This is a genomic window from Aeromonas sp. CU5 (assembly GCF_002586745.1).
GTDB classification, from domain to species: domain Bacteria; phylum Pseudomonadota; class Gammaproteobacteria; order Enterobacterales; family Aeromonadaceae; genus Aeromonas; species Aeromonas sobria.
Window position 1 is genome coordinate 1,393,151 of sequence record NZ_CP023817.1, and the last position, 22,439, is coordinate 1,415,589.

14 protein-coding genes are annotated in these 22,439 nt (G+C 60.5%); 12 read left to right on the forward strand and 2 right to left on the reverse strand.

Translation table 11 applies throughout. The annotated features are described in order from the left end of the window. The first annotated feature begins 183 nt into the window (after positions 1–183). From ygfK to xdhC, 10 genes are all read left to right on the forward strand, one after another. The gene (gene ygfK, locus CK911_RS06215) at positions 184–3,306 is read left to right on the forward strand and encodes a putative selenate reductase subunit YgfK (RefSeq protein ID WP_098969349.1); all 3,123 of its coding nucleotides are present in this window, start codon (positions 184–186) and stop codon (positions 3,304–3,306) included. Between the two features lie 30 nt (positions 3,307–3,336). Beyond that, a complete protein-coding gene (gene ssnA / locus CK911_RS06220) occupies positions 3,337–4,665 on the forward strand; it encodes a putative aminohydrolase SsnA (protein ID WP_098969350.1) in 1,329 nt (442 codons plus the stop codon). Between the two features lie 82 nt (positions 4,666–4,747). Then, entirely contained in the window at positions 4,748–5,524 is a 777-nt protein-coding gene (ygfM, locus tag CK911_RS06225; protein WP_098969351.1) for a molybdopterin-dependent oxidoreductase FAD-binding subunit, read from the forward strand. Further along, positions 5,521–8,400 (forward strand): molybdopterin-dependent oxidoreductase Mo/Fe-S-binding subunit, encoded by a 2,880-nt coding sequence (locus CK911_RS06230; protein WP_216640698.1) that lies wholly within the window; start codon positions 5,521–5,523, stop codon positions 8,398–8,400. Before ygfM ends, CK911_RS06230 begins: the two co-directional genes overlap by 4 nt. Positions 8,401–8,523: 123 nt before the next feature. Next, the gene (locus CK911_RS06235; protein ID WP_098969352.1) at positions 8,524–10,053 is read left to right on the forward strand and encodes a nucleobase:cation symporter-2 family protein; all 1,530 of its coding nucleotides are present in this window, start codon (positions 8,524–8,526) and stop codon (positions 10,051–10,053) included. 52 nt (positions 10,054–10,105) lie between these two features. Further along, positions 10,106–11,422, forward strand: coding sequence for a guanine deaminase (guaD, locus tag CK911_RS06240; protein WP_098969353.1), 1,317 nt, complete (start codon positions 10,106–10,108; stop codon positions 11,420–11,422). A 398-nt stretch (positions 11,423–11,820) separates the two neighbouring features. Beyond that, on the forward strand, positions 11,821–13,122 hold the full coding sequence (locus CK911_RS06245; protein WP_253860412.1) for an NCS2 family permease: 1,302 nt from the start codon (positions 11,821–11,823) through the stop codon (positions 13,120–13,122). Positions 13,123–13,515: 393 nt separating this feature from the next. Beyond that, positions 13,516–15,834 (forward strand): xanthine dehydrogenase molybdenum-binding subunit XdhA, encoded by a 2,319-nt coding sequence (gene xdhA, locus CK911_RS06250; RefSeq protein ID WP_098969354.1) that lies wholly within the window; start codon positions 13,516–13,518, stop codon positions 15,832–15,834. Next, complete coding sequence (gene xdhB, locus CK911_RS06255; protein WP_098969355.1) at positions 15,827–16,705, forward strand: xanthine dehydrogenase FAD-binding subunit XdhB; 879 nt, start codon at positions 15,827–15,829, stop codon at positions 16,703–16,705. Before xdhA ends, xdhB begins: the two co-directional genes overlap by 8 nt. Further along, complete coding sequence (gene xdhC / locus CK911_RS06260; RefSeq protein ID WP_098969356.1) at positions 16,702–17,187, forward strand: xanthine dehydrogenase iron sulfur-binding subunit XdhC; 486 nt, start codon at positions 16,702–16,704, stop codon at positions 17,185–17,187. Before xdhB ends, xdhC begins: the two co-directional genes overlap by 4 nt. A gap of 118 nt (positions 17,188–17,305) precedes the next feature. On the opposite strand, the gene CK911_RS06265 is transcribed toward xdhC, so the two are convergent. Next, positions 17,306–17,845, reverse strand: a complete 540-nt coding sequence (locus tag CK911_RS06265; RefSeq protein WP_042021812.1) for a glycine zipper 2TM domain-containing protein — start codon at positions 17,843–17,845, stop codon at positions 17,306–17,308. 516 nt (positions 17,846–18,361) lie between these two features. On the opposite strand from CK911_RS06265, the gene CK911_RS06270 reads away from it, so the two are divergent. Next, entirely contained in the window at positions 18,362–18,550 is a 189-nt protein-coding gene (locus CK911_RS06270; protein WP_042021814.1) for a hypothetical protein, read from the forward strand. Between the two features lie 66 nt (positions 18,551–18,616). On the opposite strand, the gene CK911_RS06275 is transcribed toward CK911_RS06270, so the two are convergent. Continuing rightward, on the reverse strand, positions 18,617–20,143 hold the full coding sequence (locus CK911_RS06275; RefSeq protein ID WP_098969357.1) for a YfcC family protein: 1,527 nt from the start codon (positions 20,141–20,143) through the stop codon (positions 18,617–18,619). A 655-nt stretch (positions 20,144–20,798) separates the two neighbouring features. Here CK911_RS06275 and CK911_RS06280 point away from each other — a divergent pair. Beyond that, the gene (locus tag CK911_RS06280; protein ID WP_098969358.1) at positions 20,799–22,421 is read left to right on the forward strand and encodes an acyl-CoA synthetase; all 1,623 of its coding nucleotides are present in this window, start codon (positions 20,799–20,801) and stop codon (positions 22,419–22,421) included. The last annotated feature ends 18 nt before the right edge of the window (positions 22,422–22,439 follow it).

A 22,439-nucleotide genomic window follows, 5' to 3' on the forward strand; every position in this document is an offset into this window, starting at 1 on the left:
TCGTAAATTCTCCCCATTAATTGAAGCTGTCTCACGCTTTTACCCTAAAAAATAGCTTTGTAGCTAGTTTTGTAACTGTAGTGGCCTGATAGTTGCTCCTCTCCTTGCCAAGGGGTAAAGCCCGTGCGGGATACCCCATTTATTCATGCTGCCAATGGGCAGAACAGCTGCAAGGAGATAGCCATGGGCGATATTATGCGACCCGTTCCGTTCAAGAACCTGCTGACCCGTATTTTCGCGGAATATAAAGAGAGTCAGAGCATTTTCGGTATTCCCGCCGCGCAATTTTATCGCAAGCAGGACGAGCGCAAGATCAAGGTGTTCGGTGAAACCTGCGAGACCCCCATTGGCCCGGCGGCTGGCCCCCATACCCAGTTGGCCCAGAACATCGTCACCTCCTGGCTGACCGGCGGGCGCTTTATCGAGCTCAAGACGGTGCAGATCCTGGACCGTCTTGAACTGGCAAAGCCCTGTATCGACGCCGAGGATGAGTGCTTCAACACCGAGTGGTCCACCGAGTTCACCCTGCCCAAGGCGTTTGACGAGTATCTGAAAGCCTGGTTTGCCCTCTACCTGCTGGAGGAGGTGTTTGACCCGCGCCTCGATGGAGAGGCCAAGTCCTTCATCTTCAACATGAGCGTGGGGTACAACCTCGATGGCATCAAACAGCCGCCGATGCAGCAGTTCATCCACAGCCTGAAGGATGCAAGCACCAGTCCGAAGTTTGCCGAGTACCAGCAAGTGCTGCGCGAACTGGTGGCCGACGAGCAGTTTATCGCCGAGCTGGGATTGGGTGCCCGCCGCGATCGTCTGCAACAACTGGCGGATCGCATTCCAGCCGATATGGTTCACGGCCTCACCCTCTCCACCATGCACGGCTGCCCGCCCAACGAGATCGAGGCCATCTGCCGCTACATGCTGGAAGAGAAGGGGCTCAACACCTTCGTTAAACTCAACCCGACCCTGCTGGGCTACCCGCGGGTGCGCGAGATCCTCGACACCTGCGGCTTTGATTACATTGGTCTGAGCGAAGAGTCGTTCGATCACGACCTCAAGCTGGATCAGGCCAAGGCCATGCTGGCCCGCCTGATGGCGCTGGGGGCCGAGAAGGGGCTCACCTTCGGGGTCAAGCTCACCAACACCCTCGGCACCATCAACCGTAAAGGGGCGCTGCCGGGGGATGAGATGTATATGTCCGGCCGGGCGCTGTTCCCGCTCTCCATCAACGTGGCGGCCGTGCTGTCCCGCGCCTTCGATGGCAAGCTGCCCATCTCCTACTCCGGTGGTGCCAGCAAGTTCAACATCGCCGAGATCTTCGAAACCGGCATTCGTCCCATCACCATGGCGACCGACCTGCTGAAACCGGGTGGTTACCTGCGCCAGATTGAGTGCCTCAAAGAGATCGACGCCTCCGACAGCTGGGGCATGAGTCAGGTAGATGTGGCCAAGCTGGAAGCGCTGGCCGCCAAGGCCCTCACCATGGATTACACCCAGAAGGAGTGGAAGTCCGACGATCGTATCGAAGTGGGCGGCGGTCTGCCGATGACCGACTGCTACGTCGCGCCGTGTGTGACCGCGTGCGCCGTGCATCAGGATATCCCCGAGTACATTCGCCTGATGGGCGAGGGTGAATACGTGGCGGCCCTTGAACTGATTTATCAGCGCAACGCCTTGCCCGCCATCACCGGCCATATCTGTGATCACCAGTGCCAGTACAACTGTACTCGTCTGGATTACGACAGCCCGCTCAATATCCGCGAGCTGAAAAAAGTGGCGCTGGAGCGCGGCTGGGAAGGGTACAAGGCTCGCTGGCACAAGCCGGCAGGCAGTGGTGACAAGCATCCGGTTGCGGTGATTGGCGCCGGCCCGGCCGGTCTCTCCGCCGGTTATTTCCTGGCCCGCGCCGGTCACCCGGTCACCGTGTTCGAGCGCGAAGCGGATGCCGGTGGCGTGGTCAAGCACATCATCCCCGAGTTCCGCATTCCGGCCGAGCTTATCCAGCACGATATCGACTTTGTCGCCGCTCACGGGGTCAAGTTCGAGTTTGGTTGCGATCCGGCGCTCACGGTCGACAAGCTGCACGCCCAGGGCTTTACCTATGTCTTCGTCGGCATCGGCGCCGACAAGAATGGCGGCATGCGTCTCGAAGGGGGTCATGATCGGGTCTACAAGTCCTTCAATTTCCTGCGCAGCTTCAATCAGGGCAAGCCGCTGCCGCTGGGCCGCCATGTGGCGGTGATCGGCGCCGGTAACACCGCCATGGACTGTGCCCGCGCCGCTCTCAAGGTGTCGGGTGTCAGCGATGTGACCGTGATCTACCGTCGCAGCGAAAAAGAGATGCCTGCTTACCGTGAGGAGTATCTGGAAGCGGTGGAGGATGGGGTGCGTTTTTGCTTCCTCACCAATCCGGAGCGCTTTGACAAAGATGGCAAGCTCACCGTGCGGATGATGGCGTTGGGGGATCCTGACGAGAAAGGCCGCCGCCGTCCGGTGCCCACCGAGCAGACCGAAGTGATGCAGATGGATGCGCTGATCACCGCCATCGGCGAGCAGCCAGATTGCGAAGTACTGAAAGCCATGGGCATTCCCCTGGGTAGTGATGGCTGGCCCGAGGTGGATGGCCAGACCGGTGAAACCAGCCGTCGCAACGTCTTCCTCATTGGTGACGTGCAGAGCGGCCCGTCCTCCATCGTCGGTGCCATCGGCGGTGCCCGCCGTGCCGCGGATCTGGTGCTCTCTCGCGAGCATATCGCTGGCAGTCAGGCCGAGGTCTCAATCCAGCCGTCGGGCAAGGACGAGATCTACCGTCGCAAGGGAAGCATCGCCGTCACCATGGTTGACAAGAACGAGCGGGAGGCCTTCGTGGCGCAAGAGGCGCACCGCTGCCTCGAGTGCAACTACCTCTGCAGCAAGTGCGTGGATGTCTGCCCCAACCGGGCCAACGTTGCCATCGCGGTGCCGGGCTTCAAGGATCAGTTCCAGACCCTGCACCTGGATGCCTACTGCAACGAGTGCGGCAACTGCGCCCAGTTCTGCCCGTGGCAGGGCAAGCCCTATCAGGACAAGGTCACCATCTTCAGCCTGCCGCAGGATTTCGATAACAGCCGCAACCCCGGTTTCTATCTGGCCCAAACCGGCGAAGGGTGTGGTGATCTGCAGGTGCGTCAGGATGGCGAGACCTATCGCCTGACCATAGACGCCCAGAGCCGGATCAAGGACGCGCCAGCGGCCCTTGGCGACATGTGCCGCATCATCAGCCATGTCCACGCCCATCACCACTACCTGCTGGGGGCCGTCGAGGCCTGAGCGAATAACGAATAAGCGAAGGAGCACACCATGTTTATTCTGAAAAACGTCACCGCCGTCCAGCTGGAGCCGACCCGGGTACTGGAAGGGGTGGATATCGCCATCGAAGGATCGTTTATCAAAGCGGTGGGGCCCAATCTGCGGGCCCTCTACCCGGAGGCCAACTATCGGGAGATGGGCGGCAAGCTGGTGATGCCGGGCATCGTCTGTGCCCACAACCACTTCTACTCCGGCCTGTCGCGGGGGATCATGGCCAATATCGCCCCCTGCCCGGACTTTATCTCCACCCTGAAAAACCTCTGGTGGCGGCTCGATCGGGCGCTTGATGAGGAGTCCCTCTACTACAGCGGTCTCATCTGCTCGCTGGAGGCAATCAAGAGCGGCTGCAGCGCGGTGATCGACCACCACGCCTCTCCCAATTTCATCAAGGGCTCCCTGAACGTGCTGCGCAAAGGGTTTATGGAGGCGGGTCTGCGCGGCATGACCTGCTTCGAGACCACGGATCGCAACGGCGGCCTCGCCGAGCTGCAGGCTGGGGTGGAGGAGAACATCCTGTTCGCCCAACAGATCGATGCGGCCAAGGCCAAGGGGAACGAACCCTATCTGGTGGAGGCCCATATTGGCGCCCACGCCCCCTTCACCGTGCCCGACGAGGGGCTGGCCATGCTGCGCGAAGCGGTGCAGGTCACCGGTCGCGGTCTGCATATCCATGTGGCGGAAGACCGCTACGACATGGCCCACGGCCATCACCACTATGGCAAGGAGCCCATCGCCCGGCTGGATGAGTTTGGCCTTATCGACAGCAAGACCCTGATCGCCCACGGTATCTTCCTGAGCCCGGCCGACATCGAGCTGCTCAACAGCCGCGATGCCTTCCTGGTGCACAACGCCCGCTCCAACATGAACAACCACGTGGGCTACAACATGCATCTACCGGAGTATCGCAATCTGGCGCTCGGCACCGACGGCATCGGCTCCGACATGCTCGAAGAGCTCAAGTTTGCCTACTTCAAGCACAAGGATGCCGGCGGCGCGCTGTGGCCCGACAGCTTTGCCCGCTTCCTGTGGAACGGCAACACCCTGCTGGAGCGCAACTTCGGCGCCAAGTTTGGCCGCCTGGAGCCTGGCTACAAAGCCGACCTCACCATCTGCGACTACGACGCACCGACCCCGCTGGCGCCACGCAACCTCGGTGGCCATCTCGCCTTCGGCATGGGTTCTGCCAGCGTCAACAGCGTGATGGTGGAGGGGCGCATGGTCTATCAGGACCGCGAGTTCCCGTTCGATGTCGCGCCCATTTATGAGCAGGCCCGCAAGGTGGCGAGCCGCCTGTGGCAACGGATGGATCAGCTGGCCTAAGGCCACCTTCCGCAGTTTTTGGACCGGATTGCCCGCCCAGTGGATTCGCCCCGGCGGCGGGCAGCAAGAGTAAGGACGACACATGATTGAGCAATTCTTCCGACCCGAGCAACTGGGTCAGGCTTTGGAACTCAAGGCCAGCTTCGGCAACGACGCCGTCTACATGGGGGGCGGCAGCAAGCTTAACGCCGCCCCGACCCGCACCGACAAGAAGGTCGCCATCTCACTGGACAAGCTGGGGCTTGACCAGATTGAGCAGCAGCACGGCCAGCTCCATATCGGCGCCACCGTCACCCTGCAGACCCTGAAAGAGGATCCCCGTACCCCGGCCGCCCTGTGCGAGGCGCTGGGGTTTGTCTACTCCCGCCATCTGCGCAATCAGGCCACCATTGGTGGCGAACTTGCCTGTCAGCAGCAGGACTCCCCCTTGCTGCCGGTTCTGCTGGTACTCGAAGCGGTAGTGGTGCTGGAAAACAACCTGCTGCAACCCATCGACGCCTATCTGGCGGGGCAGCGCAATGCCCTGGTGCTGGGGATTGTGCTGCCGGAGCCTGAACTGCGCTGCACCACCCGTCGTATCAGCCGCAACGCCGATGGCTTGGCGGTGATGACCGCCGCGGTGGCCCTCGACAGCATTGGCGAGATGCGGGTGGCCGTTGCTGGCGTCACGCCGCAGCCGATGCGTTTGCGGGATCTGGAGCGCCGCGATCTGCACGATGCCGCACTGGAGGCCGCCGTGAGCGAGCTGATTGCGCCCCGTGAGGATCTGGCGGGCAGCATAAGTTACAAGCGGTATATCACCGGCGTGGTGGTGGCGGATCTGCTGGTGGACTGCCAGCAGCAGGAGGTGCAAGCATGATGGAACTCAACTTTACCCTGAACGGTGCCCTGCGTACCGTCATCTGCAAGGCCGGTGATAACGCTCAAATGGTGCTGTTCAACCAGTGCCGGATGCACTCGGTGCGCAACAGCGACGACGGCTTCGGTTTCGCTGGCTCCGATGCCATTTTCTTCAACGGCAAGGTGATCAACGCTTCCCTGCTGATCGCCGCCCAGCTGGATGGATCAGACGTGCGCACCGCCGAGTCGCTGGGCAGCTGGAACCAGCTCAGTCTGGTGCAGCAGGCCATGGTGGATGTAGGTGTGGTGCAGTCCGGTTACAACGATCCGGCCGCCGCGCTCATCGTCACCGACCTGCTTGATCGCCATCCCGAGCCCACCCGTGATCAAATCGACGATGCCCTCTCGGGCCTGTTTCACCGCGATGGCGGTTACCAGCAGTTCTATCAGGCCATCGAGCTGGCCTGCTCGCGGATGAAGAACCCGGATTATCTGTGCCAGATCGCCCCGGAGTTTCGCGATGATCTGCGCCATATCGGTAAGAGCTGCCCGAAAGTGGACGCTGCCAAGATGGTACAGGCCAAGCCCTGCTACGTGGAGGATCGGGTTACCGAGGATGCGCTGATCATCAAGATGCTGCGCAGCCCCCATCCCCATGCGGTGATCACCAAGCTCGATGTGAGCCGCGCGCAAGCGCTGCCGGGTGTGGTGCACGTCATTACCCATCTCAACTGCCCGGATGTGTTTTACACCCCGGGTGGCCAGAGTGCCCCCGAGCCGTCACCGCTCGATCGCCGCATGTTTAGCCGCAAGGTACGTCACGTGGGTGACCGGGTCGCCGCCGTGGTGGCCGAGAGCGAAGCGGTCGCGCTGGCTGCCCTGAAACTCATCGAGGTCGAGTATCAGGTGCTGCCGGCGGTCATGAACATCGATGAGGCGATGGCCCCCAATGCCCCGCTGGTGCACGACGAGCCCATCATCTACATGGCCGGTGCGCCTGCAGATCTTGAGCAGCAGAACGTCTGCTCGGTGCGTCGCGGCGACGAGCACATGATCATCAACTTCCCCATCGGTTCCCGCCCGCACGAGAACCTGGCCGCCAGCGTCCATGGCCAGATTGGTGACGTGGCAAAAGGGTTTGCCGAGGCGGACGAGATTGTCGAGCGCACCTACGAATCGACCCAGGCCCAGCAGTGCCCGACCGAACCGCACATCTGTTTTACCTACATGGATGGGGATCGTCTGGTGATCCACGCCTCCACTCAGGTGCCGTGGCACGTGCGCCGTCAGGTGGCGCGCATCGTCGGCCTCAAGCAGCATCAGGTGCACGTGATCAAGGAGCGGGTAGGGGGCGGCTTTGGCTCCAAGCAGGATATTCTGCTGGAAGAGGTGTGCGCCTGGGCGACCAAGGTCACCGGCCGTCCGGTCACCTTCCGCTACACCCGTGAAGAGGAGTTCATCAGCAACACCTCCCGCCACGTGGCCAAGGTGAAGGTGAAAGTGGGGGCCAAAAAAGATGGCACCATTACCGCCATCGAGATGGATTTTCGTGCCAACACCGGCCCTTACGGCAACCACTCCCTGACGGTGCCGAGCAATGGCCCGGCGCTCTCTCTGCCGCTCTACCCGTGCGACAACGTGCGCTTTACCGTCAACACCTACTACAGCAACATCTGCCCGACCGGCGCCTATCAGGGTTACGGTGCGCCCAAGGGCAACTTCGCGCTGACCATGGCGATTGCCGAACTGGCCGAGAAACTGGGGATCGACCAGCTCGACATGGTGGAGCACAACCGGGTGCACGAAGGGGACATCCTCAAGGTGTTGGGGGCCATCGGCGAGGGCAAGATGCCTACTTCTGTGCCCCACGCCGCCAGCTGCGCACTCGAGCCCATCCTCAAGCAGGGTCGCGAGCTCATCGCTTGGGATAGCCCCAAACCCGCTGAAGGTGATTGGCGCATCGGTCGTGGCGTCGCCATCATCATGCAAAAATCGGGGATCCCCGATATCGATCAGGCCAACTGCATGGTCAAGCTGGAATCGGACGGCACCTTTATCGTCCACTCAGGTGGCGCCGATATCGGTACAGGTCTGGATACCGTGGTGGCCAAGCTGACCGCCGAAGTGCTGGGTTGCCCGCTCAGCGATGTGCATGTGATTTCGGGCGACACCGATCACGCCCTGTTCGACAAGGGGGCCTATGCCTCGTCCGGTACCTGCTTTTCCGGCAACGCGGCCAAGATGGCGGCCGAGAACCTCAAGGCGAAGATCCTGCTGCACGGCGCCGCCATGCTGGGCGAGCCGGTAGAAGATGTGGAGCTGGAGTTCCCGGGCCTGGTGCGTGGCAAGCTGGGGGAGGTCTCTCTTGCCAAGATTGCCCACAAGTCAGAGACCGGCACCGGTTTTGGCATTCTGGTGGGCACCGCCAGCTACATCACCTCGGAGCTCGCCTTTCCGTATGGGGCCAACTTCGCTGAGGTGGCGGTCAACGTCAGAACCGGCGAGATCCGCCTCGACAAGTTCTACGCCCTGCTCGACTGCGGCACCCCCATTAACCCCGAGCTGGCCCTCGGCCAGATCTACGGGGCGACCATGCGGGCCATCGGCCACACCATGACCGAGGAGATTTGCTACGACAGCAAGGGCATCCCGCTCACCCGGGATCTTAAGAGCTATGGCGCGCCCAAGATTGGCGATATTCCCCGCGACTTCCGGGCCTTCCTGGTACCGAGTGACGACAAGGTCGGCCCCTACGGCGCCAAGTCCATCTCGGAGATCGGGGTGAACGGTGCCGCGCCTGCCATCGCTACCGCCATCCACGACGCCTGCGGTGTCTGGCTGCGCAAGTGGCACTTCACGCCGGAGCAGATCCTGCGGGAACTGGGCAAGCTGTAGTCACAACAGAGGCAGAGACCGGCAGGGGGAGCAAGCTCTCCCTGCCGGATCAACCCGGGTCACTGTGGGGTGTGATGCGCCGGGGTTATTGGATCGTTTTCGATACGCCGGGAGTAATGAAGGATGTCTAAGAAATCGCGCAAGGACTCTGATCTTATCTACGCCTTGGAAGATAAGCCCCCCTTTGGCCAGTCGCTGGTCGGGGCTGTGACCCATCTACTGGCCATACTGGTTCCTATGGTTGCTCCGGCCCTGATCGTCGGGGCCGCCCTTAATCTTTCCCAAGAGATCACCACCTATCTGGTCTCGATGTCGATGATCGCCTCTGGCATCGGCACCTGGTTGCAAGTTCATCGTTACGGGCCAATTGGCTCGGGCCTCCTTTCCATTCAGTCGGTCAACTTCTCGTTCGTCACCGTGATGATCTCGATCGGGACCGCCATGGGGAAGGAGGGGATCGACGAAGCCCAGATCATCTCCTCGTTGATGGGGATCTCCTTCGTCGGAGCCTTTCTGGTGATGGGGGCCTCCTTTGTGCTGCCCTATCTGACCCGGGTTATCACCCCCACAGTGAGCGGTATCGTGGTGCTGATGATCGGTCTGTGTCTCATCAAGGTCGGCATCATCGACTTTGCCGGCGGTATGGCGGCCAAGAGCAGCGGTACCTTCGGTAACTATGAAAATCTCGGTGTCGGTTTGCTGGTGTTGGCAGTCGTCATCGGTTTTAACTGCTGCAAGAGCCCCCTGCTGCGCATGGGGGGGATCGCCATCGGCTTGCTGGTGGGCTATCTGGTCTCCATGATGCTGGGGATGGTGGACTTTTCTGTCTTGCAGGGGTTGCCCCTGATCACCGTGCCCATGTTGTTCAAATATGGTTTCTCCTTTGATTTCGGTGCCTTTCTGGTGGCGGGCACCATCTATCTGCTGAGCGTGCTGGAAGCGGTCGGGGCGCTGACCGCCACCGCCATGGTCTCTCATCGTCCGGTGGAGGGGGAGGAGTACACCCGCCGCCTCTCCGGTGGGGTGCTGGCCGATGGCTTGGTATCTGTGATCGCCTCGGCGCTGGGTTCCCTGCCGCTCACTACCTTCTCCCAGAACAACGGGGTGATCCAGATGACCGGGGTTGCCTCCCGTCATGTGGGCAAATTTATCGCCATGATCCTGGTGATCATGGGCATCTTCCCGGTGGTGGGTCGCTTCTTTACCACCATTCCATCACCCGTCCTCGGCGGGGCCATGACGCTGATGTTCTCCATGATCGCCATTGCGGGGTGCCGGATCATCATGACCCACGGCATGGATCGGCGGGAGACCCTGATTGTGGCCACCTCTCTCGGGCTTGGGCTCGGTGTCTCCTATGACCCGAGTGTTTTCAGGGTGCTGCCCGATGCCCTCTATGTCTTGGTGGAAAACCCCATCTGCGCCGGCGGCATCACCGCCATCATCATGAATCTGGTGTTGCCGCAAAGCCGCAAGCGCAAGGCGGCCGTCAAGGATGCCGAGGCGGTGGAGGTTATCCAGCTAAGCGACAAACCGGATGTGATCTTTACCGCCCGCAGCGCGGGCCAACCATCGGCCAGCAAGGGTGAGCCACAGGGTTCACCAGAGCACGTGCCCGGGCAAGCGGTGGCGCCACAAGTGGAACGGATCTGACGGTTAAACCGGCAAAAAACGTCAACAGAACAAGAGAAACAGGGAAACGGTTATGAAAAACGACAACTCTGTCAAAGCGGTGCGCGGCAGTTTCTTCGATATCACCCGGGTGGTAGATCAGCCCGAGGAGATTGAGGCCAATGCCCGTCTTATCGAGGATGGTCTGCTGATCATTCGCAACGGTTGCATCGACTGGTTCGGTGAGTGGGAGGAGGGCAAGGCGCGCATTCCGGCCGAGGTGCGGGTGCGGGATTATCGCGGCAAGATGATAGTGCCGGGCTTTGTCGATACCCACATTCACTACCCGCAAAGCGAGATGGTGGGGGCCTATGGCGAGCAATTGCTGGAGTGGCTCAACAGTCACACCTTCCCGGCCGAGCGGCGCTACAACGATCTCGAGTATGCCCGCGAGATGTCCACCTTCTTTATCAAGCAGTTGCTGCGCAACGGCACCACCACGGCGCTGGTGTTCGGCACCGTTCACCCCGAGTCGGTGGACGCCCTGTTCGAGGCGGCCAGCCGCATCAATATGCGGATGATCGCCGGCAAGGTGATGATGGATCGCAACGCCCCCGACTATCTGCTCGATACCGCCGAGAGCAGCTATGTGCAGAGCAAGGCGCTTATCGAGCGTTGGCACGGCAACGGCCGCCTGCTCTATGCCATCACACCACGATTTGCACCCACCTCGACACCCGAGCAGCTGACGATGGCGCGGCGACTGCGCGAAGAGTTTCCCACCACCTATCTGCACACCCATCTGTGCGAGAACAAGGATGAGATCGCCTGGGTCAAATCCCTTTTCCCAGCGCACAAGGGCTATCTCGATGTCTATCACCAGCACGGCCTCACCGGCCACAACTGCGTCTTTGCCCACTGCGTCCATCTGGAAGAGCAGGAGTGGGATTGCCTGAAGGAGACCGGCTCCACCATCGCCTTCTGCCCCACCTCGAATCTTTATCTCGGCAGTGGCCTGTTCAAGCTGCACAAGGCGTGGCGCAAGCAGATAAAGGTGGGGATGGGCACCGACATCGGTGCGGGCACCACCTTCAACATGCTGCAGACCCTCAACGAGGCTTACAAGGTGATGCAGTTGCAGGGCGAGCGGCTCTCCGCCTATCAGGCCTTCTATCTGGCGACCCTGGGCGGCGCTCATTCGCTGGGGCTGGACGAGAAGATCGGCAGCTTTGCGGTGGGCAAGGAGGCGGATTTCGTGGTGCTCGACCCGGTCGCCACCCCGCTGCAGCAGCTGCGTTATGACAACTCCACCACCCTGCGGGACAAGCTCTTTGTGCTGTTGACCCTGGGGGATGACAGATCCATCTACCGCACCTATGTGGATGGCCAACTGGTACACGAGCGGGGGTAGGGGCTGGAGGGGGCTGCCGCGGCGCAGCCCCAACGAATACGGCGGCTGGCGTACCCCACGGGGCGCCAGTTATGCCGCACGACAGGGGATCTCCCCGCAATAGAACCTGAAATGGCCCGGTTTTTTTGACCAGCAAGGCAAACGTTTGAGTCAAGGCTGCCTGCCCTGGTCTGTCTGTCGCACTCTCTGCCGCCATCGCCTGTTTTTCACCAGACTGGCGCTCGGCAGACCCGCAGATCCTGTCGCCATTTCGTCATGGAACATTCAGGCGCGTGTGAAAGGAGTTGGGTATGACCCAAGCAAACAGCAGGACAAACAGCGTGGAACAGCTGGCCAATGATGACGCCAGCAACAGCGCACCAAAGCAACAACCGCTCACGGCTCTTGATCGCTACTTTATGATCAGCGAGCGGGGCAGCAATATCAGGCAGGAGGTACTGGCAGGCCTCACCACCTTCCTTGCCATGGTCTACTCGGTGATCGTGGTGCCGAGCATGCTCGGCAAGGCGGGCTTTCCTCCCGCTGCCGTTTTTGTCGCCACCTGTCTGGTGGCAGGTTTTGGTTCGCTGCTGATGGGGCTCTGGGCCAAGTTGCCGATGGCCATCGGCTGCGCCATCTCGCTGACCGCCTTTACCGCCTTCAGTCTGGTGCTGGGGCAGCAGATCCCCATTCCAGTGGCCCTCGGCGCCGTCTTCCTGATGGGGGCGATCTTTACCGCCATCTCGGTGACCGGGGTGCGTAGCTGGATCCTCGACAACCTGCCGATGGGGATTGCCCACGGCACCGGCATCGGGATCGGTCTCTTCTTGCTGCTCATTGCCGCCAACGGGGTGGGGCTGGTGATCAAGAACCCGCTGGAGGGGCTGCCGGTAGCGCTGGGGGCATTTACCTCCATGCCGGTCATCATGTCCCTGATCGGTCTTGCGGTGATCTTCGGGCTGGAGAAGCTGAAAGTACCGGGGGGGATCCTGCTGGTGATCATCGCCATCTCTATCTTCGGCCTTATCTTCGATCCGGCGGTGAAGTATCAGGGGCTGTTCGCTCTGCCTAGCCTCTCGGACGAGCAGGGCAAGTCCCTCATCTTCACTCTGGATATCATGGGGGCCCTCTCGCCGCTGGTGCTGCCAAGTGTGCTGGCGCTGGTGATGACGGCGGTGTTTGATGCCACCGGCACCATCCGTGCCGTAGCGGGGCAGGCCAACCTGCTGGATAAAGATGGGCACATCATCAATAGCGGCAAGGCGCTCAGTGCCGACTCGGTCAGCAGCATCTTCTCCAGTCTGGTGGGGGCGGCGCCTGCTGCCGTCTATATCGAATCGGCAGCGGGCACGGCGGCGGGGGGCAAAACCGGCCTGACCGCGACTGTGGTGGGCGGCCTGTTCCTGCTGATGCTGTTCCTCTCGCCGCTCTCCTATCTGGTGCCGGCCTATGCCACCGCACCGGCCCTGATGTATGTGGGGCTGTTGATGCTGAGCAACGTCACCAAGCTCGACTTCGATGACTTTGTCGGGGCCATGTCCGGGTTGGTGTGTGCGGTCTTTATCGTGCTCACCTGCAACATCGTGACCGGTATCATGCTCGGCTTCAGCTCGCTGGTGATCGGCCGCATCTGCTCGAAGGAGTGGCACAAGCTTAATCTGGGCACCGTCATCATCGCCCTGGCGCTGGTGCTCTTTTATGCTGGGGGCTGGGCTATTTAGGGATAACCCGCCCGCTTGGGGCCGCGCTGGCGGCCCCATTTTTTATGCTTGTTGTTTTTTTATGTCTGCGGCGCTCAGCCCGCCCACGCTGGCTATCACGTCTCGGCCGCCTGTAGTTGAGTGGTGCCATGGCTATACCATTTTGATAAATCCCCCTACCAGATTGATAGGCTCTCGCCCTCGCAGCTCCCATCCTGCCGCTTTTTTCACCGTCGATGTGTCCCGTTTGCTCAGGGGCGGGTCTGCTTTTGTCGCTGCGGGTTGGCAAAGGGGAGCTAGACGGGATCCCCTTCACACTTCTCCCCATTCTCCTGGCAATGGTGGGAAACAGGCGCATATCTTGCTGTTTTTTATGTCGGTTCCAGATTTTTCCCTTCGAAAAAGGACTTGCATATGTCCATAGGATTACCGCTCAAGCGGGTGGATGCCGAGGCCAAGGTGACCGGCAGCGCCCGCTATACCGATGACAACATCATGCTCGGGATGCGCCACGCCAAGTACGTGCGAAGCAATATCGCCCACGGTAAGGTGCTCGCCATCGATGCCACCGAGGCGCTGGCCCTGCACGGGGTCGAAGCCGTGTTTACCCATGCAGATGTGCCCACCACCTGTTTTCGTACCGCCGGTCACGCTTGGTCCCTTGATGAGACCAAACGGGATGTGAAAGACAGGCGCCTGCTCACCGACCATGTGCGCCATTTCGGTGATGGGGTCGCCATCGTGGTGGCGCGCGATCCGCTGGTGGCTGAAAAAGCGGCCTCGCTAGTCAAGGTGACCTACGAGCCGTTGCCGGTGATGACAGATGCTGCAAGCGCACTGGCGGAGGGGGCTTATCCTATTCACCCGAGCGGCAATCTGCTGCGCCAAAGCCAACTCAGAGCCAATGAACCAGAGCAGGCCATTGCTGCCGCCGATCTGCAGTTTCAGGCGCACTACCGGACCCCTGTGGTGCAGCACTGCCATCTGGAGACGGTGACCTGCTACGCCTACATGGATCAACCCGACCACATCATAGTGGTCACCAGTACCCAGATCCCCCAGATTGTGCGCAGCCGGGTGGCCAAATCCCTCGGCCTGCCCTGGTCCAGCGTGCGGGTGATCAAGCCCTATATGGGGGGTGGTTTTGGCAACAAGCAGGATGTGCTGGAAGAGCCGATGGCGGCGTTTTTGAGCTACAAACTGGGCGGCGTGCCGGTCAAGGTGACCTTGAGCCGGGAAGAGTGCTTCTTCGCCTCCCGCACCCGCCACGGCTTTGCCATCGACGGCAAGATGGGCCTCAACCGCGACGGCACCCTCAAGGGCTATCAGCTCGACGTGCTCTCCAACACAGGCGGGTATGCCTCCCACGGCCACTCCATCGCCAGCGCCGGTGGCAACAAGATAAGCTACCTCTATCCGCGCAGTGCCTTTGGCTACGATGCCAAGACCTTCTACAGCAACCTGCCCACCGCTGGCGCCATGCGCGGTTACGGCGCGCCCCAGGTGATTTTTGCCCTCGAGTGCATGCTGGATGACGCCTGCGCCGAGCTGGGTCTGGATCCGCTCGCCGTGCGTATCGCCAACGTGGCGCGCGAAGGCGACGTCAATCAGGTCAACCAGAAGACCATCTACAGCGCCGGCTTGCCCGAGTGTCTGCGCCGGGGTGGCGAACAGTTCGAGTGGGAACGGCTCAAGGCCGAGTGTCTGGGGCAGGATCCGGCGAGCCGGATGCGGCGTGGCATCGGCGTAGCTTGCTTCAGCTACGGCTCCAACACCTATCCGGTGGGGGTCGAAATCGCCGGGGCCCGCATGCTGCTCAATCAGGATGGCACAGTCAATCTGCAGATCGGCGCCACCGAGATAGGGCAGGGGTCGGACACCGTCTTTGCCCAGATGGCGGCCCAGACCCTGGGGATTCCGTTTGAGCAGATCCGGGTCATCTCGACCCAGGATACCGACATCACCGCCTATGATCCGGGCTCGTTCGCCTCGCGCCAGAGCTATGTGGCGGCCCCCGCCATCCATCAGGCGGCGCTGCAACTGAGGGCGCGCATTCTGTCGCTGGCGGCCCAGCTCTGCCATCAGGATGTGGGGTCGCTGACCCTGATCGACGGTTACGTGGTGCTGGCCGGTGCGCCGGACAAGGTGCTGATCAGCGTGGCCGAGGTGTCAATCAACGCCTACTACCACCTCACCATAGGCGGCCAGATCACCGCCGAGGTTTCTCACAAGACCACCACCAACCCGCCGAGTTTCGGCTGCACCTTTGTCGATCTCAGCGTCGACATCGATCTCTGCAAGGTGACCATCAATCGCATCATGAACCTGCACGATGCGGGTAAGATCCTCAATCCGCAGTTGGCGGAGGGGCAGGTGCACGGCGGCATGGGGATGGGGATCGGCTGGTCCCTGTTCGAGGAGATGATCATAGACCCCAAGACCGGCGTGGTGCGCAACCCCAACCTGCTCGACTACAAGTTCCCCACCATGCTGGATCTGCCCGAGCTTGAATGCGACTTCGTGCAGACCTACGAGCCCCAGTCTGTCTATGGCCACAAATCCCTGGGGGAACCGCCCATCATCTCCCCCGGCCCGGCGATTCGTAACGCCATTCGCATGGCCACCGGGGTTGCCATCAACGAGCTGCCCATCACCCCCAAGACCCTGTTCCGGGAGTTTGTCGCCGCGGGTCTGATTACCGAGGGATCACGGGAGGAGCAACACCATGTTTGATATTGCCCGTTACTACAAGGCGCACAGTGTGGCCGAAGCGGTCGCCCTGCGTCAGGCCGACCCCGAGGCGCGCTTGCTGGCCGGTGGCACCGATGTGATGATCCAGCTTCATCACCTCAACCCTGCCTATCGCCATATCGTCGATATTCACGACTTGCCCGAGCTCAAAGGGGTGAGCGAGCTGGCTGATGGATCGATCCGCATCGGCTCTGGCACCACCTTTACCGAGCTCATCGAAAACGAACTGGTGCAGCGCCGCCTGCCGATGCTGGCCGAAGCGGCTGCCACCATTGCGGGGCCGCAGATCCGCAACGTCGCCACCTATGGCGGCAACATCTGCAACGGTGCCACCAGTGCCGACTCGGCAGCGTCCACAGTGGCACTGGAAGCAGAGCTGGAAATTGCCGGCCCGGGTGGCACACGCCGCATCCCCATCACCGGTTTTCACACCGGCCCGGGCAAGGTGGCGCTACAACCGGCGGAGATCCTGGTGGCGTTTCATTTCGCCCCTGATCCCCATCCCCATGTGGGATCCCACTACTTCAAGTACGCCATGCGGGGGGCCATGGATATTGCCACCATCGGCTGCGCCGCTTACTGCCAGATTGAGAATGGCCACTTCAAGGGGCTGCGGCTGGCCTACGGGGTGGCGGCCCCGACCCCGATCCGAACGCCGCATGCAGAGGCTGCAGCTGAAGGACAGCCCCTGACTCGCGCGACACTCGCGGCCATTGCCGAGGCTGTGGTGGCCGACGTGGCGCCGCGCTCCTCCTGGCGGGCGGAAAAAGAGTTTCGCCTGCACCTTATCAAAACCTTGGCGCAGCGGGTGGTCGCCTGCGCCGTCGAACGTGCCGGAGGCAAGATCCTATGATGCAACCGCAAAGCTGTCCCGCCGTGGAGATCCAGTGCGAGATCAACGGCAAGCCTTACTCCTATGCGGTGTCGCCCACCATGTCGCTGCTCTACTTCCTGCGTGGGCAGGGGCTGATCAGCGTGAAAGAGGGGTGCAGCGTTGGCGAGTGCGGCGCCTGTACCGTGCGGGTGGATGGCACCGCCATCGACAGCTGTCTTTATCTCGCGGTATGGGCCGATGGCAAATCCATTCGCACCGTGGAGGGAGAGCGCAAAGGCAATGAGCTTTCCGATGTGCAACAGGCCTTTATCGACGAGGGGGCGGTGCAGTGCGGTTTTTGCACCCCGGGTCTGGTGATGGCGAGCGCGGCACTGCTCGACAAGACCGAGCGCCGTCCGCTGACCGATACGGAGATCCGCCGCGGCCTCTCGGGCAACCTCTGTCGTTGTACCGGCTACCAGAACGTGGTGCGGGCGGTGAAGAAGTGCTGCAAGGGGTAACAGCCTGAGCGCAATGACCGTGAGTGCAGTTGTTTGGAACAACGGGAAACAAGCCGCCCCAAAAAACACAGGCCCGCCCCGAAAGAGGCGGGCCTGTTGCTGAATGGCACCAAGGGGATCACACTTTTGGCTGGTCGATCACCAGTTTGCCATCCTTGATCGGGATGGTGGCACCCGGGGCTTGCTTCATGCGGATCACCCCCTCCTGGCCAGCGAGGCGGTAGGTCACGTCATAACCTATGGTGTTGACGCTGCTCTGTTGCACTGTTTTGCAGCGCTGCTCGGTGGTGGTGTAGGTGTCGCTTGCCTGCATATTGCCCTGCACCTGATTACCGGCATATCCCCCTGCCACAGCTCCGGCAGCAGTCGCCACTTTTTTGCCGCTGCCACCGCCAAACTGGTGGCCAACCACCCCTCCCAGCGCAGCACCCACCACTGAACCCAGGATCTTGTGTTCATCCTGTACCGGCTTGCGGTGGGTCACAGTGACGTTGCTGCACTCCTGCTTCGGGGTCTTGATGGTCTCGGTGATCGGCTTGCTGGCGATCACCTCAGCAAAGGTGGGCTCCGGTGTGAAGAGGGAGCCGCTGGCAGCTGCCGAGAGCGCCAGGGCCGAGGCGATGCCAATGCCGATACCTGCCATCATGGACGTGTTCATGTTGTTCTCCTGCCGTGTATAGGGTGCTCATCGAGCTTGGCGTCATCTTGTCATAACCGGTTGGTTGGACAAGGTCAGGCGTGCGGGTCTGCGACAGTCGCTGACAAGGTCAAAAAATAGCCACCCTGAAAAAGTGTCTGGCTTTGGCGACAACGATGTAAAAGTGACCAGATTCTGACACTTGGCGGCTCCTGATCCTGAAATAAGCAAGGTGTGAGTCGCATTTTGCAATGAAAGACGCGGGGGAAAAGCAAGAGTGGCAAGGTGTTGACGGCGGTCGGTCAAGGGGTGGCGATGGTGGTGGTGCTCTGCCCTTCGATATGGCCCGCAAGTGGTTGATAAATAGCTATAGCCCCATTAGATGTTGGCCGATAAGAGATCACGGCAAGCATTTTGCTTTGGTTAGGTGGCAGACAGAGGGTGAACGGGTCGGCAGGGGCAGAGGAAGTGTGACAGCCACGTAAGACCTGAAATGGATGTGTTCACCCGAGGTCACCGGATCAATAAGGGGGATATATGTCAATGTTACCCAGCTGGATCACCCCGGCCATCCAGGCCGACATCATCACGGTGCAGCAGGCCGAACGTCTGCTCTCATCGCTCTACCAGCCTCTTGCCGAACAGGGGGAGGAGCTACCCGCCGATATCGCCGACATCAGCCTCAAACTCTACTGCTTCCGCCAGCAGAGCCGGGTACGTCATTAAGGCTGAATAACAACACCCCGCGTCAGGGCGCGGGGTGTTGTTACCAACGCATCAAGCGTCAGCCAATCAGGCCAGCATCACTTGCACTACCAGCATCAGGGCGCCAAATCCCAGCACAAAGCCCACCATGGGCAGCACGAACTTGACCCACTTGTTGAACTGGATGCCGAGCATCTGCAGAGTGACCAGCACCAGTCCGGTGGGGGCCAGGAACAGCATGGCGTATTGCCCCCAGTTGTAGGCCGAGACCACGATATAGCGGGGAATCATCACGGTATCTGCCAGCGGCGCCATGATGGGCATGGAGAGCACCGCCAGCCCGGATGAGGAGGGCACTACCAGCCCCAGCAGGGCGAATACCAACATCTGCGACACCGCGAATACGGCGCCGTGCATGCCGGAGACCAGATCGGAGGCGTAGGCTAGAATGGTGTCCGAGATCATCCCCTGATCCAGCACCAGATTGACCCCCCGTGCCAGCCCGATGATGAGCGAGACCGCAACCAGTTCCGACGCCCCCTGAGTGAAGGCCTCGACCGCCTCTTTCTCTTTGAGACCCGAGATGAAAATGATGATGATGGCGATGGTCAGGAAGGAGGCCGCCATCTGCGGGAACCACCAACCGGCCATGGAGACGCCCCACACCATCAGCGGAAAGGCAAGGATAAACAGGGTCAAAATGATCTTGCGGCGTAGGGTGAAGGGCACCCCTTCGTCCATGGACCCCTCTTTGAGAAAACGGGCGCGAAAGCTGTCGCGATCCTCATAGGTGTAGGAGAAGGCCGGGTTGGCCTTGATCTTCTTGCAGTACCAATAGAGATAACCGATCACTACTAGCGTTCCGACCAGACAGCCGACGACACGAAAGATCAGCCCCTCGGTAAAGGGAATGCCGGCGGTATTGGAGGCGATCACCACCGAGAAGGGGTTGATGGTGGAGAAGGTAGTGCCCATGGAGGCGGCGAGGAAGATGGCCCCCACGCAGACGATGGAGTCATACCCGAGCGCCAGAAAGATAGGCACCAGTATGGGGTAGAAGGCGACAGCCTCTTCCTCCAGTCCGCAAGTGGTGCCTCCCAGCGCCATCACGAAGCAGACCAGCGCCACAAACAGGAACTCGTTGCCCCGGGTCTTGCGCGATAGCGCCACCAGCCCCGCACTGAAGGCGCCGGTCTTGTTGATGACACCGATCAGCCCCCCGAGCACCAGAATAAAGACGATGATATCCGCCCCCTCGATGGTGCCCTTGACCATGCTGACCGCCACGTCACCGAGCCCCTTGGGTGTCTGCTCCAACCGGGCATAGGTGCCGGGAATGGCGATGGGTTTACGAATGGTGCCGTTGGTAAATTGCTCCACCGCAATATTGATATTGAGTTTTGCCAACGCATCCTGAGTGGCGGGTATGCGGCTAATGTCACCTTGTGGGCTATTGACCATCAGAGTTGCACTGGCCTGATTATAAGAGAGCTTGGAGTAGGCGCCCGCCGGAATTATCCACGTTAGCGCAATGGCCAGCAACATAATAAAAAACAGAATGGTAAACGCAGTGGGGAATTGTCTGCGTGGTGTGGTATTCGGCACGGCACACATAAAATGCTCCTTGATAAAGCAGGTTTGGGCTCGGCGGAATATCGGGTCGATAGGGTTTCTGCGTCATACATCTCGAGTACGCAAATTCACTGTGGATCGCGTAGTGATTGGCGAGAAATCTGGCCTGATATTGAACATCCGGTAGATTGTTTCACGCTGTAACCGTAACCCGTACGCAGCTGGATGAACATGGCGCAGTGCTCGCTTTATGGGATGGCTCACAGAATTTATTTGTCACGGATTTAATGACTGGTATGAAATAAACAGCATTATGCAATAACTATTTCAGTCTTAGTGCAACGTGACTTGCCTTAAATAAAAATCATGAAAATAGTGGGCGCTGAGATGAATGGAATATCAGATAAAGCGATTTTGACTAAACAATATTCAGCCATCGTCAACTTTAGTTATGCCCCAAAAAATAGAGCGTGAAAAAATCGGCACTATTTCTCGTAACGAAAATAGATTTCCGCAATTAAAATAGATCGCCTCGTTGGCAGGAGGCAGCTCCTCTAAGACGTTTTGCTAATACCTGCCGCCGTAGGCTCACTGTTAGGCTGTCATCCCCATAAGAGACCAGCGATGGGCAGGATGCCCATATCGCTCGTTGATCCCGGAACTGCCCGTTTTGTGCCACCTGTGAGGAAGGAATCCGATGACAGAGCAGAACATCTATGAGCGCGACCTTGCCAAAACTGCCGCCAATTTCGAGCCCCTGACCCCCATTAGCTTTTTGGGGCGGGCGGATCGGGTCTATCCCGACTATCCGGCGCTGATCCACGGCCCGCTGCGCCAGAGCTGGGGCGAGACTGCCCGCCGTTGCCGCCAGCTTGCCTCGGCCCTGCGGCTTGGCGGCATCGGGGAGGGGGATACCGTCTCCATCGTCGCGCCCAATATCCCGGCGATGTTTGAAGCGCACTTCGGGGTGCCCATGAGCGGCGCTGTGCTCAACACCATCAATACCCGGCTTGACGCAGAGTCGATGGCCTTTATCTTCCAGCATGCCCAGAGCAAGGTGGTGCTGGTGGACAGGGAGTTCGGCGCCGTGGTGCGCAAGGCGCTGGAGCTGCTGGAGAGCCAACCGCTGGTCATCGCCATCGACGATCCCCTCTACCGGGAAGGGGCGCTTATCAGTGACCTCGACTATGAACAGTTCCTTGCGCAAGGGAGTGGCGATGAGCCCGGCTGGTTGCCAGAAGATGAGTGGCAGGCTATTTCGCTCAACTATACCTCGGGCACCACCGGCAATCCCAAAGGGGTGGTCTATCACCATCGCGGTGCTCACCTCAACGCCATCAACAATGTGCTCTCCTGGGAGCTGCCCAAACACCCGGTCTATCTCTGGACCCTGCCGATGTTTCACTGCAACGGCTGGTGCTTCCCCTGGACGCTGGCGGCTACCGCCGGAGTGAGCGTCTGTCTGCGCCATGTGCAGGCCACCGCCATTTATGACGCGCTGCACGAGCACAAGGTGAGCCACTTTTGCGCGGCGCCTATCGTGCTCAATATGCTCAACAATGCCGATCAGGCGCTCAAGCAGGGGCTGGATCACCCCATCAAGGTGATGACCGCCGGCGCTGCGCCCCCCGCCACCGTGATCGCCGGGATGGAGGCGATGGGGATCGCTGTGACCCACGTCTATGGCCTCACTGAAACCTATGGCCCCTGCGTGTTGTGCGAACCACAAAGAAGCTGGCAAGGGCAGGACGCCACGGCGCTCTCCCGCCTCAAGGCGCGGCAGGGGGTTGCGTCACCGCTGCAGGGGGAGATGCGGGTGGTCCATCCGGTCAGCGGCGAGCCGGTGGCCAAAGATGGCAAAACCATGGGGGAGATAGTGCTGCGGGGCAATGTGGTGATGAAGGGCTATCTGAAAAATCCTGCGGCCAGCGCCGAGGCGATGGCGGAGGGGTGGTTTCGGAGCGGCGATCTGGCGGTGTGGCACCCGGATGGCTATGTGGAGATCAAGGACAGATCCAAGGACATCATCATCTCTGGTGGCGAGAATATCTCCAGTCTGGAGGTGGAAGATGTGCTCTATCGTCATCCCGATGTGGACGAAGCGGCGGTGATCGCCATGCCCGATGAGACGTGGGGGGAGGTGCCCTGCGCCTTCGTGAAACTGAAAGAGGGGCGAGAGACCACCCAGGCGGAGCTTATCGCCTTTTGCCGCGAGCAGATGGCCCACTTCAAGGCCCCCAAGCGCATCATCTTCACCCCGTTGCCCAAGACTTCAACCGGTAAGGTGCAGAAATTTGTGCTGCGCAAACAGCTGGGATAGCGATCAACAAGCTCCGTG

Bases quoted from the DNA above. Each gene is read 5' to 3' on its own strand.
- ygfK (WP_098969349.1), top strand. From the start codon at position 184: ATGGGCGATATTATGCGACCCGTTCCGTTCAAGAACCTGCTGACCCGT.
- ssnA (WP_098969350.1), top strand. From the start codon at position 3,337: ATGTTTATTCTGAAAAACGTCACCGCCGTCCAGCTGGAGCCGACCCGG.
- ygfM (WP_098969351.1), top strand. From the start codon at position 4,748: ATGATTGAGCAATTCTTCCGACCCGAGCAACTGGGTCAGGCTTTGGAA.
- CK911_RS06230 (WP_216640698.1), top strand. From the start codon at position 5,521: ATGATGGAACTCAACTTTACCCTGAACGGTGCCCTGCGTACCGTCATC.
- CK911_RS06235 (WP_098969352.1), top strand. From the start codon at position 8,524: ATGTCTAAGAAATCGCGCAAGGACTCTGATCTTATCTACGCCTTGGAA.
- guaD (WP_098969353.1), top strand. From the start codon at position 10,106: ATGAAAAACGACAACTCTGTCAAAGCGGTGCGCGGCAGTTTCTTCGAT.
- CK911_RS06245 (WP_253860412.1), top strand. From the start codon at position 11,821: ATGATCAGCGAGCGGGGCAGCAATATCAGGCAGGAGGTACTGGCAGGC.
- xdhA (WP_098969354.1), top strand. From the start codon at position 13,516: ATGTCCATAGGATTACCGCTCAAGCGGGTGGATGCCGAGGCCAAGGTG.
- xdhB (WP_098969355.1), top strand. From the start codon at position 15,827: ATGTTTGATATTGCCCGTTACTACAAGGCGCACAGTGTGGCCGAAGCG.
- xdhC (WP_098969356.1), top strand. From the start codon at position 16,702: ATGATGCAACCGCAAAGCTGTCCCGCCGTGGAGATCCAGTGCGAGATC.
- CK911_RS06265 (WP_042021812.1), bottom strand. From the start codon at position 17,845: ATGAACACGTCCATGATGGCAGGTATCGGCATTGGCATCGCCTCGGCC.
- CK911_RS06270 (WP_042021814.1), top strand. From the start codon at position 18,362: ATGTCAATGTTACCCAGCTGGATCACCCCGGCCATCCAGGCCGACATC.
- CK911_RS06275 (WP_098969357.1), bottom strand. From the start codon at position 20,143: ATGTGTGCCGTGCCGAATACCACACCACGCAGACAATTCCCCACTGCG.
- CK911_RS06280 (WP_098969358.1), top strand. From the start codon at position 20,799: ATGACAGAGCAGAACATCTATGAGCGCGACCTTGCCAAAACTGCCGCC.